This is a genomic window from Dactylococcopsis salina PCC 8305 (assembly GCF_000317615.1).
GTDB classification, from domain to species: domain Bacteria; phylum Cyanobacteriota; class Cyanobacteriia; order Cyanobacteriales; family Rubidibacteraceae; genus Halothece; species Halothece salina.
On sequence record NC_019780.1, the window covers coordinates 3,204,328 to 3,221,507 of the forward strand.

Consider the following 17,180-nt stretch of genomic DNA (forward strand, 5'->3'; position numbering starts at 1 on the left):
AGGAAAACCTCTACTAATACTGCTTCCCTTGACTCGAACCATCTATGACCAATTCTCTAAAGATTGCTTAGAAGAACTGCTTTCTTTGGCGGGAAAAGTCGAGATAGATTTAAAAGTTGCCTCAGAAGTAAGAGAAATTGATGTCTTTTTCACCCCGAATCCCGATCAAATAGAAACCTTAAACCAGTTGGGAACTTTAGGAAGAATCGGGTTAACCCCTGCAATTATTGAACCTTACCGAAATCCCATTAACGCCAACGAAGTCCGTAAATGCCTCAAAAAGTCTTTCGATATCGAAGCTAATCTTCAGCGTCGCGCCAAAAGGGAGGGAACATCAGCCCAAGCACCGCCGACTCTATGGATTCTCTCACCCACCATTTCGGATGCTGTATTGAACCAATTTAACGCCAAACCCGACTTAGAGAATTGGTTGCCCGGCATTTATTGGGTTGCAGAAGGATTCCGAACCGCCTTGGTCGCCATCCATCAACTACCGCGCACCGAAGAAACCTTGTGGTTAAGACTGTTTGGCAGGAATCAGGTTCAACTACAAGCCATTGAGGAACTACAACAGTTACCGAAAGAGAATCAGTTTCGCGATCGGATTCTGGAGATAGTTGCCAATTTAATTGCTATTTTAGAAGTGAGAAGAGAGGAACAGGAAAACTTAGAATCCGAAGAAGGAGAGTTTCTCATGCAATTGTCAACGATTTATACGCAACGTTTAGAAGAAGCCACTCAAAAAGGAATCGAACAAGGCATCGAACAAGGCATCGAACAAGGAATTGAACAAGGAATTGAAATCGGTGAACAGCGCGGTGAACAACGCGGTGAACAACGCGGAAAAGAACTTACCCAACGAGAAATTGCCACGAATCTGCTGAATACAGGGTTAGAAATTGAGCAAATTGCTCAAGTGACTGGGCTTTCCCCAGAAGAAGTCAGAAAACTGATGACAAGTAACTAACAGCGCGATTCCCGAAGGCAAGTCGCAGGACGACATCGCCTCTGACAAGTACCAGAGGTACATTGTTGCAGAAAAGATGAGAAAATGAACTAAACTCTAACCCAAAAATTCCCTTGACTCGAACCATTTATGATCAATTCTCTAAAGATTGTTTAGAAGAACTGCTTTCTTTGGCGGGAAAAGTCGAGATAGATTTAAAAGTTGCCTCAGAAGTAAGAGAAATTGATGTCTTTTTCACCCCGAATCCCGATCAAATAGAAACCTTAAACCAGTTGGGAACTTTAGGAAGAATCGGGTTAACCCCTGCAATTATTGAACCTTACCGAAATCCCATTAACGCCAACGAAGTCCGTAAATGCCTCAAAAAGTCTTTCGATATCGAAGCTAATCTTCAGCGTCGCGCCAAAAGGGAGGGAACATCAACCCAAGCACCGCCGACTCTATGGATTCTCTCACCCACCATTTCGGATGCTGTCTTGAACCAATTTAACGCCAAACCCGACTTAGAGAATTGGTTACCTGGCATTTATTTTGTTGCAGAAGGATTAAGAATGGTTTTGATAGCTATCCATCAACTACCGCGCACCGAAGAAACCTTGTGGTTAAGATTGTTTGGTAGGAATCAAGTGCAGCTACAAGCCATTGAGGAATTGCAACAGTTACCGAAAGAGAATCAGTTTCGCGATCGGATTCTGGAGATAGTTGCCAACTTAATTGCTATTTTAGAAGTAAGACGAGAGGAACAGGAAAACTTAGAATCAGAAGAAGGAGAGTTTCTCATGCAATTGTCAACGATTTATACGCAACGTTTAGAAGAAGCCACTCAAAAAGGAATCGAACAAGGCATCGAACAAGGCATCGAACAAGGTATCGAAATTGGTGAACAGCGCGGTGAACAACGTGGGATTGAAATTGGGGAACAACGTGGGATTGAGATCGCGCAGAAGCGATTAGCCCAAAATCTCCTGAGTCAAGGCATGGAAGTGGAACAGGTAGCTAAACTCACGGAACTTTCCCCAGAAGAAATCAGAAAACTGATTACAAGTAACTAATCGTTATGGTAAATGATCACTAATTGAGAGGTCAGACGATCGGGCTGTCTAAAGATCACCTAGACCAACAGCAATCAATCACTTATATCATTTTAAACAATTGGCGCTACATTAACGATCCCCCCAACCCCCCTTAATAAGGCAGGGCTGTTTCATTCTCGGGGTAAAATTGTAAATGTAAAGCGCGATCGCGATAATAAATCAGTAGCGCGATCGCGCATTTCTAGAAAAATTTCTGATATGTCTAGTTTAATCAGTTACTTAAAACAAGTCAAGGACTGGCGCGATCGCAGTGGACAAAGACATCCCCTATGGTGGGTACTTTTCATTGTTATTCTTGGTTTAATGATGGGTAACTTAAGTTACCGAGACTTAGCTGCCTTTGGAAAAAATAAGCATTACTACCTCACTCGTTTAGGAAAATCTCCTAAGCTAAAGTCGCCATCTTATTCAACAATTAGAAGAGCCATGATGGGAGTAGATAATAATGATTTAATTCAAGTTTTTAACCAATGGGCTGCTCAATTATCTTCCCCAGATGAACTTTCTAATTGGATCGCGATTGATGGTAAAAGTATTAAGTCAACTTTAACTGATACCTACGGAAATAAGCAGAATTTTGCTTCAATTGTCTCTTGGTTTAGTCAGGACAATGGGTTAGTTTTAGCTCTAGAAAAATTAGAGAATAAAAAGACTTCAGAAATTTACTGTGTTCGAGAGATGGTGAATAACACGCCTTTATCAAATCAAGTTTTGACTCTGGATGCAGTTCACTGTCAAAAAGAAACAATTAAAACGATTAATCGCTCTCGTAATGATTATGTAATTGCGGTGAAGAAAAATCAACCGAAATTGTACAACCGTTTAGAAGAAATCGCTCATAATCAGATTTCTGATCAGGAAGATATTCGAACAGAAACGAGTCACGGACGACAAGTTACTCGAACCGTATCTGTCTTTAGAATTCCAGAAACTCTTCAAGAAATTTGGATCAGTAGTCAGTGTTTTATCAAAGTAGAAAGGAAAGGCACTCGAAAAAATAAGCCTTATCATCAAATTGTTTATTATTTAAGTAGTTGTTACCAAACGGCTCAAAATTTTAGTAAAAAGATTCAGGGACATTGGGGAATTGAGAACCAACTACATTGGGTTAAAGATGTTATTTTTTCTGAAGATGTTTCCCCGGTACACCATCTTCAGTCAGCAGTCAACTTTTCAGTATTAAAAACCATTTGTCTTAATCTTTTCAGACTATTAGGCTTTTTATCAGTTACTGAAGCCCGAAGATGGCTTGGAGAGAGGCTTTGGCTACTACCCATTTTGATAGAATGAAACAGCCCTGCCCTTAATAAGGGGGGTTGGGGGGATCGACTGTAACCTAACTTTTCCAAAATGGTATTATTTCCCCTTCTTTAAAAAGAATATAAAAAAACTGTTAATTTTTATTACTACTTTCTTTCCTCTGAAAAATCCATCATCTTTTCATCAAAATCATCTCTAACCCTGACCTCACAACAGGGACAAGCAATTATTTTTCTGATCACGAACCCGTGTGACTGAACGGGAAAGAAAATCGCTAAAAAATCCTCATCATAGGAAATCAGTCAATTTTCTTCGTTTCAAGTATTAGCAAGAGGTTATGATTTTTCTGCTCTTTAGATCACAAAATTGTGACATCTTGGTAACATTTTGGTAATAATTGAAGTATGGTAATCTAGGGGAATTATTGTGATTGTGAAAGATACCTTTTAATTAATTGTCAGAATCATTATGTCTATTTCCCCTAACCCTTTATTTCAAACTTGGCAAGATACGTTAACCGAAGCCGCCGCCAATGGGCGTTTACTCGCCGCCGCGAAAGAGGCTCTACGACTAGAAGCAACCCCAAACCCCTTAGCAGAATTAATTAGGCAATGGCAAACAGGGGATTTTTCCCAACTCCCAGCAGTGGAATTGTTGTCTAGCGAGGCAATGTCGGGAGCGATGGGAGCTTACGGTAATGAAACGATTTACCTGAATGAGGACTGGTTAAGCACAGCCAGCGAAGAGGATGCGGTTGCAGTGTTGATGGAAGAGTTAGGGCATCATTTGGATCAGGTGGTGAAGGTAACGGATAGTCGTGGAGATGAGGGGGCAATATTTGCTTCCTTAGTGCAGGGAAATGAGTTGAGTAAGCACGAGTTAGCTTCCCTACGAAGAGAAAATGATAGCACTACTTTAGAAATAAACGGAGAAACAGTTTTTGTGGAGCAAGCTGAGTTTACTGTTACCAATACTGATGATAGCGGTGAAGGCTCATTACGGAATGCTATTGAACAGGCAAATAGCAGTGAAGGTGCTGATACCATCACGTTTGATAGTAGCTTAAGTGGTGAAACCATTGGGTTGACCAGTGGTCAACTAAAGATTACTGACTCTCTAACGATTGAAGGGCTAGGAGCGGAGGAACTCACTATTGATGCAGAAGGAAATAGTCGTGTTTTTGAGATCGACGATAGTAATGATGAAAATATTATCAATGTAGAACTTACTAAATCAACTATCACTGGAGGATCAACAGATTCATATGCAATAGAAGAGATTGTTGTTGGTGGTGGTATTTTTAATGCTGAAAACTTAACTATTAGCAATAGTACGGTCTTGGGTAACTCTGCTAGGGATGGTGGTGGTATTTTTAATGCTTTTAATGCTGAAAACTTAACTATTAGCAATAGTACGGTCTTGGGTAACTCTGCTACTGATGGTGGTGGTATTTTTAATTTTGGAAATTTAAGCCTTAGTAATAGTACAGTATCAGGCAACTCTGCTGTTTTTGGTGGGGGAATTCATAACCCTGTCACAGCAAGCCTTAGCAATAGCACAGTATCGGGCAACTCTGCTGCTTTTGGTGGGGGAATTGAGAATAGAAACGGAAATTTAAGCGTTAGCAATAGTACGATTTCAGGTAATTCTGGTAGAGGAATTTCTAGTCTTTACGCAACTTTAAGCCTGAGCAATACTATTATTGCTAACAACGAAAATGGTAGCGATGTTGCATTAAATGATCGTTCTACCATCAATCGTCAAGGTGTCAACTTAATTGAAGATGGTAGTCTCACTGGTGAAAATATTATCAACCAAGACCCCAATCTTTCTTCATTACAAAATAATGGTGGTTCTACCAAAACCCAAGTTCCTCAAGATGGCAGCCCTGCTATTGATGCTGGAGATAACGCTTTCCTATCAGAATCTGAGCTTAGCATCGATTTCAATGGTGATGGCGATACTGACGATACCTTAAATACCGACCAGCGCGGGGAAGGCTTCGATCGCGTTGTTAACGGCACAGTGGATATTGGTGCTGTAGAAGTTCAGGATATTAGTGGAGAACCAACAGCTAGTAACTCAGTGGTCACCTGGGGAAGATCTGTAGGCGGTGGCGATCTTACCGGGGAAGATAGTGATTCTACTACAGGAGTGCCGGGAGGGGAATTAAATAATGTCCAAGATATCTTTTCTACTAGTGGTGCCTTTATTGGTGGGGCTTTTGCGGCGCTGAAAGAAGATGGCTCGGTGGTCGCTTGGGGCTTAGATAACAGGGGTGGCGACCTCACTGGTTCGTCCGACTTTGCCACAGGAGTGCCAAGAGGAGAATTAGATAATGTCCAAAACATTTTTTCTAATAGTAATGCCTTTGCGGCGCTGAAAGAAGATGGCTCGGTGGTAACTTGGGGAAGCTCTGAACGTGGTGGCGACATCACCGGTGAAGACTCTGACGTTGCCACAGGAGTGCCGGGAGGAGAATTAGATAATGTCCAAGATATTTTTTCTAGTGAGCGTGCTTTTGCTGCCTTGAAGGAGGATGGTTCTGTCGTTACTTGGGGATTTTTCTTCTACGGTGGCGACCTCACTGGTTCGTCCGACTTTGCCACAGGAGTGCCGGGAGGAGAATTAGATAATGTCCAAAACATTTTTTCTACTAGTGGTGCCTTTGCGGCGCTGAAGGAAGATGGCTCGGTAGTCACTTGGGGAAATGATCTCTGGGGTGGAGACCTCACTGGTGAAAACTCTGACGAGACAACAGGAGTGCCGGGAGGAAAATTAGATAATGTCCAAGAGATATTTTCTACTAGCAGTGCTTTTGCGGCGCTGAAAGAAGATGGCTCGGTAGTCACTTGGGGCTTAGATGGCAGTGGCGGCGACCTCACTGGTTCGTCCGACTTTGCCACAGGAGTGCCGGGAGGAGAATTAGATAATGTCCAAGATATCTTTTCTACTAGTGGTGCCTTTGCGGCGCTGAAAGAAAATGGCTCGGTGGTTACTTGGGGAAGCTCTGAAAGTGGTGGCGACCTCACCAGTGAAAACTCTGAAGATGCTACAGGAGTGCCGGGAGGAGAATTAGATAATGTCCAAGATATCTTTTCTAATTCTTGGGCTTTTGCGGCGCTGAAAGAGGATGGCTCGGTAGTCACTTGGGGAGATTCTAGCGAGGGTGGCGACCTCACTGGTTCGTCCGACTTTGCCACAGGAGTGCCGGGAGGAGAATTAGACAATGTCCAAGATATCTTTTCTACTAATGGGGCTTTTGCAGCGCTGAAGGAAGATGGCTCGGTAGTCACTTGGGGAAATTCTAGCGAGGGTGGCGACCTCACCGGTGAAAACTCTGAAGATGCTACAGGAGTGCCGGGAGGGGAATTAGATAATGTCCAAGATATCTTTTCTACTGGTTGGGCTTTTGCGGCGCTGAAAGAGGATGGCTCGGTAGTCACTTGGGGAGATTCTGACTTGGGTGGTGACCTCACCGGTGAAGACTCTGAAGATGCTACAGGAGTACCGGGAGGAGAATTAGACAATGTCGAAGACATCTTTTCCACTGGTAGTGCCTTTGCGGCGATTGTCGGCGATGACCTGAGCAGTGACCCCATCGCCCCAGAAATCATCTCTAGAGAGCCTTTTGCCGCTTCCATTGATACGGTACAAGTTGGGGACACCCTCTTCACCGTAGATGTTAACCCAGGAGACAGCAACGAAGACGACCTTCAATTCTCCTTTACCGAAAACCTCCCCGAATTTAGCATTGACCCCAACAGTGGGGAAATCACCCTCGAACAAGCAGTCGAAGGCGACGACAACTTTGGCTTCGGGGTAGTTGTTGAAGACCAACAATTGGGACTAACCAGTGAGCCAGAACAATTTTCAGTGGAGTTTACCACCGATGACAATCCTGATGACCCTGATGACCCTAATCGAATAACTGCCGGTCCCTTTCTATTACGTGCAAAGCAAGGCTTTACAGAAGAAGGGGAACGCCTCACCGCCAGTGGCACCATTGAAATTGGCTTTGATCAACCCTCCTTCCAACCCCTCCTTAAAGCCGACGGCGAAATCTATTACAAACAAGACACTCGTACTCTAGGTGGTAATGCAGAAATTTTCGCCGTTCCCACTTTCTTTGATCCAGCTCCCTCAATATTTGATGGAGACTTGGATGAATTTTCTCTCCCTGAAGACGAAGCAGTTAATGTAGTTAATCTATTTGAGCAATCCGTACCCATCAGTATTGAAGGCAATGCTTTAGAACTAGAAAAAATAGAAGACTTTAGCGTTGATGCGCTAATTGATCAGAAAGCCTTACAGCTACAAGGTAAAGTTACAGCTGAGTTGGAAAAATTTGATGATTTTATCTTTACAGGTGACTTAGCTGGTGGTGATCCAGAAAACCCCAACCGAATTGAGCTTTCTCCTAATGGATGGGAAATGAAAGGAGCATTTGAACTGGGGGCAGAAGATGACGGGAACGATTTAAGTTTCGGAGGAGCTCAGTGGGGAATACAAGGGGTTCAAGTTGAAATCGACACCTTTAAAGATGAGTATGGAGGAGGAGCAAGCATCAAAACTCCTATTGCCACAGTAGAGGGAAGTTTCTTATTAGATATAGAGGAAAGGGGATTAAAGGTCTTTGAAGAGGTCAGTCTCGGAGCAAGCGATCTTGATCTCCCTATAGGCAATACAGGGGCTTATCTACAAGAAATTGGTGGAACCCTCAGTGATATTGGAGAAGGAATCCCCTCCTTTGGTGGAGATATCGAATTTAGCGCTGGTCCTGAACTAGACCAGCTAGAGCTTGACGAAATTATTGAAGCATGGGGATTTGAAATTGGAGTTGCCATTCCTGAGCGATTAGCTTCATTAAATTTAGGGGGTAGTCTGGAATTTGCAGATGACAAAACAGTCATTGAGGCAGGAGCAAACCCCCAAGAAAACTCCCTAGAAATCTTAGCTGGAATTTTATTAGAAGCCAATGCTGATCTGAGAATGGAATTGGGTGATAGCCGTTCTCAGTTTAATCTTAGTGGCGATCTCGATATTCTCAATGGATTTGTAACGGCTGATGCCAGCCTAAGCGCCACTATACAAAAAGTACAAAATTCTGTAGAATTTGCCATCAGCGCTCAAGGTTCAGCCAGTGCTAATGTTCCCGATTTTATTCCATTTTTAGGAGGAACTCCCATCCCGGAGGCAAATTTTGCTTTTGAATATGATACACAAGCCCCGAGTAGTGAAAACTTTATCGCAGGCTGGGGTGATGTTCGTTTCTTTAGAGAAGAAAAAGGAGTAAGACTAAATTTTGATGGCAGTCGCGAAATTCTTGGCAGTGACAAAATTACTTCAATAGAAACTCAACAGCTATCAACCCAATCTGTACAACTAGCAAGTTCCACAGACTCATTTGCCACTGCCGACATGGGAACTGTCACCTTAGAAAGTCAAGAACCAGCCACCCCATCCCTGAAACTAGCAACAGTTACAGAGTCTTTTGTTGCCTCCGAAACCTTCCCCATCACTGCCGACATGGGAATTGTCACCTTCACCGCCACTTGGGAAGAACCTACTTCTAATCCCAACCTGCAACTCGAAGCCCCAGACGGTAGTCGTTTTAATCGTGATGATATTGCCAATAATGACGCACTAGAACTTGTCGATGACCTTAGTGATGACACCAGCCAAACCATCGCTGCTGACTTCAATACCCTTGAAACAGGCGATTGGACATTCGGAGTAACTGACGCAGACTCCCTCGGAGACATTAACTTTAGTGCCTCAGAAATCCTAGAACCAGTCACCCTAGACTTAACGCTTCCCGAAGAAGAACAGGAAGTCACCCCTGGAGACACCATTAACCTTGATTATCAAGTCGAGAACCTAGCAGAAGCGGGAAGCCTGCGTCTGTTTTATGACACTGAATCCGAAGGCTTTAGCGGCACTCCCATCGACCAAATCAACTTTAGCGAAGATGAAAGTGGCAGCTTTGAGTGGGAAGTTCCCGACTTAGACAATGGTGACTATCATCTCTACGGCTTACTCGAAGCGGGAAACCAAGTGCCAGAACTAAAATATGCTCCCAGTTTCATCAGCGTAGAACAACCCGAACTAACTCTCTCTGATGTTTCTTATGAACTGTCGGCGACAGAAGACACCACCGTTGAATTTGAATTAGCCTTATCTCAACCCTCAGCAGAATCCATCACTGTGGATTATCGCACAAGCAGTGCCACTGCCATTGCTGATAGTGACTTTGCCAGTAAGGAAGGGGAATTAACCTTTGAACCGAATCAAGAAACTGCCACCATTGAAGTAGAAGTATTTGCCAGCCCTGACTTATTAGGAGAGTACGCTTTTTCTCTACAATTAAGCAATGCGGAAAACGCCTTTATTCCAGAGGGAGAAAACCGAGCCGTAGCTACTCCTGAAACTTTTAATATTGCAGGAGATAGCCCTAACGTTGTGGAAGGAACTTTAGAAGAACTTGACAGTAAAACCATTATTGGCTTTGAAGGAGACGACACCCTCCGAGTGCGTAATACTTCCTTTGAACAGGAACAGTTAAACGTTACCGAAGGGTCAGCCATTCTTGAAATTGATGTTAACGACGATGGCGAAGTTGATTCCACGATTACCCTAGAAGGAGACTACAGTGGGGGAGAATTTGTCACCGAACAAACAGAAGATGATACTGAAATCAGCTTTGACGAATCAGTAGAAAAATCACTTACATTTAGTGAAGCAGTATTTGGCTCTTTAGATGATGACATTCTAGAAAGTGATCTTGACTTTGAAGGAGATGGAAATATCATCTTCAGTGGAGACGGAAATGACTTCGTTGATGCTTCTAATACCTCTGATGGCAATCGTCTTTATGGTGGCAGTAGTAACGATGAGTTATTTGCTGGCACAAATGATCGTTTATTTGGCGGTGATGGCGATGATCTTCTTAATGCTTCTCAAGGTGGTGGCAATAACCGACTTTATGGTGGCTCTGGAAATAATACTTTCTTCGCTGGTACTAATGACCGACTCGTTGGTGGGGAGGATAATGACCGTTTCTTCCTCTCTGAGGGAGAAGGAAACAACACGGTGACTGGTGGAACTGGTGAAGATCAATTCTGGCTAGCAGACGGTCAATTTGCAGAACAAGCCAACATAATCACTGACTTTACATCTGGTGAAGATGTTCTTGGCTTAGCAGAAGTGGAGCTAGAATTTTCCAATCTCACCATTGGTGCCAGTGAAGAAAATCCAGAAGATACATTTGTTCAAGCTAATGGTCAAGATTTGGCAGTTCTCTTAAATGTGGAAGCAGATACTTTAAGTCAAACGGATTTCGTTTTCACCTAAGTAGGGTCTGCTGAATAAAGCGCAATGTGGCTTCGCCACCGCCCTTCTTGCCTCGCTTACCCAGAGTTCACAGAGCTTGCGGAAGGAGAGTTGATGGTGAAGTCAATCAATTTCCCTTGATACGGTCGCCAAACGGACAAGGTGACAGTTGAGGGTGCGGAATGTGGGATATAAGGTTCGGGTAATTGCTTATGATTGGCGTTGGGTTTCGCGTGGAGACGTTCCTGTTACTGAGCTTGTCGAAGTATGGAACATCTCTACCCAACCTACTTTTTATCTGTTAATTTTTATTACTACATTTCGTATTTTTCGTAAGCAGCAACAATTCTTTGCACCAGAGGATGGCGCACCACATCACCTTGAGAAAACTCACAAACCGCAATTCCTTCCACAGACCGAAGAATTTTTAAAGCTGTAATTAATCCCGACTGTTGCGGATAGGGTAAATCAGTTTGAGTGACATCCCCTGTCACCACCATCCGAGCGGAAAACCCAAGACGGGTGAGTACCATCTTCATTTGTGCTGGAGTCGTATTTTGCGCCTCATCAACAATGACAAACGCATTATTAAGCGTTCGTCCGCGCATATAGGCTAAAGGAGCAATTTCGATCGTGCCTTTTGCCATCAAATCAGGAATCTTTTCGGGATCAATCAGTTCATATAGCGCATCATAAAGCGGACGCAAAAAAGGATTAACCTTCTCTTGTAAATCCCCTGGCAGAAAGCCCAGTTTTTCCCCAGCTTCTACCGCAGGGCGAGTGAGAATCAAGCGCTCGTAATCTCCCTTGAGTAAGGCTTGAACGGCGAGAATCGCGGCTAAATAGGTTTTTCCTGTTCCCGCCGGACCCGTGCAAAAGGTGACATCGTGAGATTGAATCGCTTTAATATATTGCCGTTGGCGGAAGGTTTTCGCCCGAATTTGTTCGCCCTTACGAGTTCGAGCAAGGACGTTTTTTTGCAAGTCTTGATAATCTTCTAAACGTCCCGTATCCCTTGCTTGGAAGGCGGTCATGATCTCCGCTTCGGAGATCGCTTTCCCTTGTTCCCAGTACGGTTTGAGCGATCGCACCACCGCTAAACAGCGTTCTACTGCCTTTTCTTGACCGGTAATCAACAAATCTTGTCCCCGCATCACCAATTTTGCACCCGTCTGTCGAGAGAGGGTTTTGAGATTAGCTTCTTGGGGACCCGCGAGCGCGATCGCGCTTTCGCTACTGGGTAATGCAATGGTTTTGACCGCCTCTGTCATCAGGAATTGAGTAGGAATCGTGCTTGTGTTACTTATTCGGAAGCAAGGGTAGGAGTCGGTTTCGATCGTTTCTGGGGTTTTTTCTTCCCTTCTTTCCCAACCGTTTTTTTCGGTTGACCGACATTAGAGGTCGGTTTGTTTCCCCCTTCTTCTGTCTTTTCGGGTTTCCCGTAAACATCGAGATAAACCGACTGTTGTTTCGTTAAACCTGCTGCCGTTAGCACGGTACGAATGGCACTCAGGTTTCTTCCTCCTCGTCCAAAGGCTCTTCCCTGATCTTTCGACGCTAACGCCACCCGAATCCAAATCCGTTGGTTACTCTTCGTTGCTTCACAATCAATTCGTAAACTCTCAGGGAAATCTAACAAGGGAGTTAATAAAAATCGCACTAACTCAGCATATTGCGGTTGATTGGATTCTGGAGGCGAGGAATTAACATAATTAGACATTCACTTGTTGATAAACTTGAGCTTTCTTCAAAATCTGATCGACCGTTTCGGTGGGTTTCGCCCCTTGTTGTAAGCGTTTGACGATCGCGGGAACATTCAGGCGAGTTTCTTTGGTTCTAGGATTGTAAAACCCCAATTCTTCTAAAGGACGACCATCACGACGACTGCTATTGTTCATCGCTACAATACGATAACTTGCTTCTCTTTTCTTTCCTAATCGTTTTAAGCGCAATTTGACCATTGTTTGTTTCTTCTATCTGTTAATAATCACATCTATCAATTGTACAGAATTTAAACCAGATTGGTCTAGAATGCGAAACCGAACAACCGTTGGACGACCTAAGACTTAGCAAAAACTAGCATTCGATCGCGCCGCACCTTCATTTTGCCTTCTTTAAGATCATTTCGCCATTGTTGACCAGTTTTCCAAGCACGAAACTTACTCACATTCCAACGGGGATTCGGTGGATAACCTTCAAAACCTGAACGTAAAGCGGGATAATGACTTTCGGGAATTGTGGTGCGAACCGAAACGTCTGAAGATAATTTTACCACTATTGCTTGTTCTGGTTTGAGTGTTTTCAACATAACATTTACCCCCTTATTTTTTTTCTGCCGTGAGTCTATGATGTAATACCATTTCTAAAAAGTAAGGTTACAGTTGATCTCCTTAGCCCCCCTTAATAAGGGGGGTTTGGGGGGATCGATATGTAGCACTAACTGTTCAAAATGGGATAAACTCGCGTAAAATCATCAGCTTATATTCATGCTTCCAGAATTTAAAGAAATTTGGCAAGATACCTTAGAATGGTTTCCTTCAGAGGAACAGCAGCAACAATTCGAGCAACTCTATCAGGGAATTTTAGTCGGGAATCGTCAATGTAATTTAACCCGAATCATTGAACCCGAAGCCTTTTGGGAGAAGCATTTGTGGGATTCTTTGCGAGGAATTATCCCTCTGGGGTTGGAGAGTTACACCACCGCTTCTTTCCTTGATATTGGCACGGGTGCGGGGTTTCCTGGCTTTCCCTGCGCGATCGCGCTTCCTTACACTACCGTAACACTGTTGGATTCCACTGGGAAGAAAATTGCCTATTTAAATACCCTAATCTCAGAGTTACAATTTTCAAGAGTGAAGACTCTTCTCGGAAGAGCAGAAACCCTTGGCAAACAATCCTCCCAGCGCAATAAATATGATTTCGCACTTTTAAGAGCCGTTGCATCCGCTTCCGTTTGCGCGGAGTACGCTTTCCCTTTTCTGAAAGTGGGAGGAACTGCGGTGCTTTACCGAGGTCGTTGGACACCAGAAGAAGCGGAATCCCTCAACCTTACCTTAAACCAACTCGGTGGTTATTTGGAGAAAATAGAAACTTTTATCACTCCTTTAACAGCAGGAGAGCGAAACTGTCTTTATCTGAAAAAGACCAGTATGAGGTAAGAGCTAGAAATGAAAAACTCTAGGGAGTCTTGCCATGTTTCGACCCCTAGAGCCTTCCCGTTCGATTACTCCTCACTCACCACTGGTTACAGAATAACGATCTCTTACCTAAAACCGATCCGATCGAGTGACAGTTTCCAGACTGACCAATTCACCCAACCTACTGTTACTTTTCCCCCCTTTCCAAGGGGGGCTAGGGGGGATAAACTACTGTGTTGGGTTGCGTTCCCTCCACCCAACCTACCGTTACTTTCCCCCCTTTCAAAGGGGGCTAGGGGGGATAAACTGTAACACCGCTTTTTGAAAATGGTATTATTTTTAATTGTTAGAACTGGAAGTTACTTCCTGTTTCAACTGGGGAACACCCGCTTTCTGATCTTTCGTCCAAACCGATGTGCAAGGAATTTTCGCTAAATCAGCATGATCTGCGTATTTCTTCGCAATTTCAGTGACTTCGTGAAGTAATCCCTCTGCTAAAGTTGTCGGTTTTAAGCCCATTTCCAAGAAACAACTGTTATCAACTTTCAGTTCGTTTTCCGCTGCTTCCTTGCGAGGATTATCCACATACGCCACTTCTGTATTCGTTAAACTGGCGATGAGTTTGGCTAAATCTCGAACCCGATGCGTTTCGGTCATTTGGTTGAGAATCTTGACTCGTTCTCCTTTTTCGGGAGGATACTGAAGCGCCAATTCTACACAGCGCACGGTATTCTGGATATGGATAAAGGCGCGAGTTTGTCCGCCAGTTCCATGTACTGTTAACGGATACCCGATCGCGGCTTGCATTAAGAAACGGTTAAGAACCGTCCCATAATCCCCATCATAATCAAACCGATTAATCAACCGTTCATCCAACTTGGTTTCTTCGGTATCTGTTCCCCAAACAATACCTTGATGTAAATCGGTGACGCGAACTCCATCGTTTTTATTGTAATAAGCGAACAACAATTGATCTTGAGTTTTGGTCATGTGATAGACACTACCAGGGTTCGGAGGATACAAAATCTGTTGGGGGATACGTTCGCCATTTTCCGCCACGACTTCAATATCAAGATAGCCTTCAGGAATTTTCATTCCTGCTGTACCATAGCCATAAACCCCCATTGTTCCTAAGTGAACCAGATGGATGTCTAACTCAGATTCTGCGATCGCGCAGAGGGTGTTATGAGTGGCATTAATGTTATTATCAACGGTATAACGGCGATGACGGGGAGATTTCATCGAATAGGGGGCCGCCCGTTGTTCCGCAAAATGCACGATCGCGTCGGGTTTTTCGTCCAACAGTAAATTTAGCAGTCGATCGTATTCCTGCGCGATATCAAGATTATAGAACTTAATTTCCTTACCGCTTACCTCCTTCCAAGCGGCGAGACGAACTCCCATCGAAGAGATTGGCGTGAGAGAATCGGTTTCTAATTCATTATCAATGTTACGTCGAGACAGGTTATCCAGGATAATTACCTCATGTCCTGCTTTCGACAAATGTAGGGAAGTGGGCCATCCGCAAAAGCCATCGCCACCGAGAATAACTACTTTCATAATTTCAGCCTATGTTAAAAACCACTACATCGGTCCGAGTTTACGACCCGTGACCTCAATTTTATGTTTCAATTCTTGTTGAGTAGTTTATTTTACCATATTCCTCGATCGGGTCAATACTCCCCTCGCAAATACAATTTTTTTATTTAGCCAATAGTAATGTCTGATAAATTTTCCTCTTTTGCCGCCCCAATTCGCATCGGAATCTTTCTAATTTTACTGTTTTTAACTTGGCTTCCGATCGCGCTTTCTGCTCAATTTTTTCTCGGCGATCGTCCGAATTTACTAACCATTATAACAATGGGATGGTTGTTTATCCTCTTTTTTATCCTCATCAAAGCTGTCGGAAAGTGGTTTTATGGGGAACATAACGCTTATCGCAAAATTGGTTTATTTATAAGTTCCCAAAATGCTTTAGAACTCTTACAAGGATTAGGCATTGGCTTAAGTTTAACCTTTAGTTTATTTATATTGCAAGGAATCTTCGGCTGGTTAAATTGGGACAATAATTCCCTCCCCTTTTGGCGGTTAATTTTAGAAGGATCATTAACTGGACTCAGCGTTGCTTTTGCAGAAGAATCATTTTTTCGCGGTTGGCTATTAAATGAATTAGAAAGAGATTATTCCCTTAAAATTGCTTTGTGGACGAATGGAATTATTTTCGCGATCGCGCATTTTCTTAAACCTATTCCTGCTATGATTGAAACTCTCCCTGCTTTTCCAGGCTTACTTTTATTAGGCTTAATTTTAGGATTAGCAAGGAGAAAAAATCAGAGCCGATTAGGACTTTCTATTGGTTTACACGGGGGGTTAGTTTGGGGCTATTATATTGTTGATGTGGGAGAATTAATCAGCTATACTCAAATCGTCCCTCCTGCGATTACTGGCATTTATGGCAATCCAATTGCAGGCGTAATGGGCTGGTTATTTCTATTCGGATTAATCCTATGGTTAAAGCCCGAAAAAGATGAAACCAGGCGGGGGAGTGTATAACCCAATTTCAAAGATATCTCTGACTCCTGTCATTCCCTGACCAATAAATAATAACAGCGCGATCGAGTTAAGGACAATGTGAACTTTCCGCCAAAACAAGGATTTATCTTTATAAATTTCATCAATAATAGCAAGGGAAAAAATCATTAGTAACGCCGCCAACATTCCAGAATAATAATGAGAAATGTACCATTCGGCGGTACGTCGAAAAACTCCCTCTTGACTGCCTAAAATAACTAATCCCACTCCTGTTAAAGTAGCAAAAATACCGCGCCATTTTTTCTCTCTCGCTTTATACAAAAACACTAAAGAAGCAATAGTCAACCCAAACATTAGAATTATAAAAATTGCTTGTAAAGGTTGGTTGGTAAAAAGTTCATTTTTAATGATATTCTTAGAGATAATTGCATGAGCCAGCGCGACTAAAACAATACCAACCACTGACGCAGAAAGCCATTTTCCTAGTTGAACATGATCTTTTCCCACAGTGGGAGCAATTTTACTCTTTTTATTTTCAGATTTAATTTGTAAACGTCTTTGACGAGTTGCCCAAGCAAAGTTAACAACAATTCCAATTAAAGGAAAAACGAAAATTACAGCGAGTGCGGGATGGATTAAAGTTAACCAATTATCAAGTGTCATTATTCACCTCTTTAATCATTAATAAAACTGGCTTCTATGATCTGAAATTAACAGATATAGCGGTTCTATAGCGATCCCATATTATTTGTAAAAAGTTGATGAACCGTTCCCCCCTTTCAAAGGGGGGTTAGGGGGGATTAATTCATCCTGCCTTTCAAAGGTTAGGGGGGATTAATTCATCCTGCCTTTCAAAGG

At 43.1% G+C, this 17,180-nt stretch carries 12 protein-coding genes; 6 read left to right on the forward strand and 6 right to left on the reverse strand.

The window, feature by feature from the left end:
* Window positions 1-28 precede the first annotated feature (28 nt).
* The 4 genes from DACSA_RS15350 to DACSA_RS15365 all read left to right on the forward strand — a co-directional run bounded on the left by DACSA_RS15350 (window position 29) and on the right by DACSA_RS15365 (window position 10,674).
* The gene (locus DACSA_RS15350) at window positions 29-967 is read left to right on the forward strand and encodes an RpnC/YadD family protein (protein WP_015230627.1); all 939 of its coding nucleotides are present in this window, start codon (window positions 29-31) and stop codon (window positions 965-967) included.
* Between the two features lie 113 nt (window positions 968-1,080).
* A complete protein-coding gene (locus tag DACSA_RS15355; protein WP_015230628.1) occupies window positions 1,081-2,019 on the forward strand; it encodes an RpnC/YadD family protein in 939 nt (312 codons plus the stop codon).
* A gap of 240 nt (window positions 2,020-2,259) precedes the next feature.
* Window positions 2,260-3,351 carry an ISAs1 family transposase gene (locus DACSA_RS15360; RefSeq protein ID WP_015228074.1) on the forward strand — a complete coding sequence of 364 codons (1,092 nt, stop codon included), beginning with the start codon at window positions 2,260-2,262 and terminating at the stop codon, window positions 3,349-3,351.
* Window positions 3,352-3,789: 438 nt separating this feature from the next.
* Window positions 3,790-10,674 (forward strand): choice-of-anchor Q domain-containing protein, encoded by a 6,885-nt coding sequence (locus DACSA_RS15365; protein ID WP_015230629.1) that lies wholly within the window; start codon window positions 3,790-3,792, stop codon window positions 10,672-10,674.
* A gap of 293 nt (window positions 10,675-10,967) precedes the next feature.
* Here DACSA_RS15365 and DACSA_RS15370 read toward each other — a convergent pair whose 3' ends face one another.
* From DACSA_RS15370 to DACSA_RS15385, 4 genes are all read right to left on the reverse strand, one after another.
* Entirely contained in the window at window positions 10,968-11,924 is a 957-nt protein-coding gene (locus DACSA_RS15370; RefSeq protein ID WP_015230631.1) for a PhoH family protein, read from the reverse strand.
* Window positions 11,925-11,956: 32 nt separating this feature from the next.
* Window positions 11,957-12,373: a KH domain-containing protein gene (locus tag DACSA_RS15375; RefSeq protein ID WP_015230632.1), complete on the reverse strand. Its 417-nt coding sequence runs from the start codon at window positions 12,371-12,373 to the stop codon at window positions 11,957-11,959.
* The gene (gene rpsP, locus DACSA_RS15380; RefSeq protein WP_015230633.1) at window positions 12,366-12,614 is read right to left on the reverse strand and encodes a 30S ribosomal protein S16; all 249 of its coding nucleotides are present in this window, start codon (window positions 12,612-12,614) and stop codon (window positions 12,366-12,368) included. Before rpsP ends, DACSA_RS15375 begins: the two co-directional genes overlap by 8 nt.
* Before the next feature lie 98 nt (window positions 12,615-12,712).
* On the reverse strand, window positions 12,713-12,961 hold the full coding sequence (locus DACSA_RS15385) for a hypothetical protein (protein ID WP_015230634.1): 249 nt from the start codon (window positions 12,959-12,961) through the stop codon (window positions 12,713-12,715).
* A 178-nt stretch (window positions 12,962-13,139) separates the two neighbouring features.
* Between DACSA_RS15385 and rsmG the strand changes: the two genes are divergently transcribed.
* Complete coding sequence (gene rsmG, locus DACSA_RS15390) at window positions 13,140-13,811, forward strand: 16S rRNA (guanine(527)-N(7))-methyltransferase RsmG (RefSeq protein WP_015230635.1); 672 nt, start codon at window positions 13,140-13,142, stop codon at window positions 13,809-13,811.
* A 318-nt stretch (window positions 13,812-14,129) separates the two neighbouring features.
* Here the strand turns inward: rsmG and DACSA_RS15395 are convergent, their stop codons facing one another.
* On the reverse strand, window positions 14,130-15,350 hold the full coding sequence (locus DACSA_RS15395) for an NAD-dependent epimerase/dehydratase family protein (protein WP_015230636.1): 1,221 nt from the start codon (window positions 15,348-15,350) through the stop codon (window positions 14,130-14,132).
* A gap of 159 nt (window positions 15,351-15,509) precedes the next feature.
* Here DACSA_RS15395 and DACSA_RS15400 point away from each other — a divergent pair, with 159 nt between their 5' ends.
* Window positions 15,510-16,343, forward strand: coding sequence for a CPBP family intramembrane glutamic endopeptidase (locus DACSA_RS15400; RefSeq protein ID WP_015230637.1), 834 nt, complete (start codon window positions 15,510-15,512; stop codon window positions 16,341-16,343).
* Here the strand turns inward: DACSA_RS15400 and DACSA_RS15405 are convergent.
* Entirely contained in the window at window positions 16,302-16,985 is a 684-nt protein-coding gene (locus DACSA_RS15405) for a DUF4079 domain-containing protein (protein WP_015230638.1), read from the reverse strand. The genes DACSA_RS15400 and DACSA_RS15405 overlap by 42 nt on opposite strands.
* Window positions 16,986-17,180 lie beyond the last annotated feature (195 nt).

Coding starts and splice junctions, on each gene's coding strand:
- DACSA_RS15360 (WP_015228074.1), top strand. CDS start 2,260: ATGTCTAGTTTAATCAGTTACTTAAAACAAGTCAAGGACTGGCGCGAT.
- DACSA_RS15395 (WP_015230636.1), bottom strand. CDS start 15,350: ATGAAAGTAGTTATTCTCGGTGGCGATGGCTTTTGCGGATGGCCCACT.
- DACSA_RS15385 (WP_015230634.1), bottom strand. CDS start 12,961: ATGTTGAAAACACTCAAACCAGAACAAGCAATAGTGGTAAAATTATCT.
- rsmG (WP_015230635.1), top strand. CDS start 13,140: ATGCTTCCAGAATTTAAAGAAATTTGGCAAGATACCTTAGAATGGTTT.
- DACSA_RS15400 (WP_015230637.1), top strand. CDS start 15,510: ATGTCTGATAAATTTTCCTCTTTTGCCGCCCCAATTCGCATCGGAATC.
- rpsP (WP_015230633.1), bottom strand. CDS start 12,614: ATGGTCAAATTGCGCTTAAAACGATTAGGAAAGAAAAGAGAAGCAAGT.
- DACSA_RS15375 (WP_015230632.1), bottom strand. CDS start 12,373: ATGTCTAATTATGTTAATTCCTCGCCTCCAGAATCCAATCAACCGCAA.
- DACSA_RS15370 (WP_015230631.1), bottom strand. CDS start 11,924: ATGACAGAGGCGGTCAAAACCATTGCATTACCCAGTAGCGAAAGCGCG.
- DACSA_RS15405 (WP_015230638.1), bottom strand. CDS start 16,985: ATGACACTTGATAATTGGTTAACTTTAATCCATCCCGCACTCGCTGTA.
- DACSA_RS15365 (WP_015230629.1), top strand. CDS start 3,790: ATGTCTATTTCCCCTAACCCTTTATTTCAAACTTGGCAAGATACGTTA.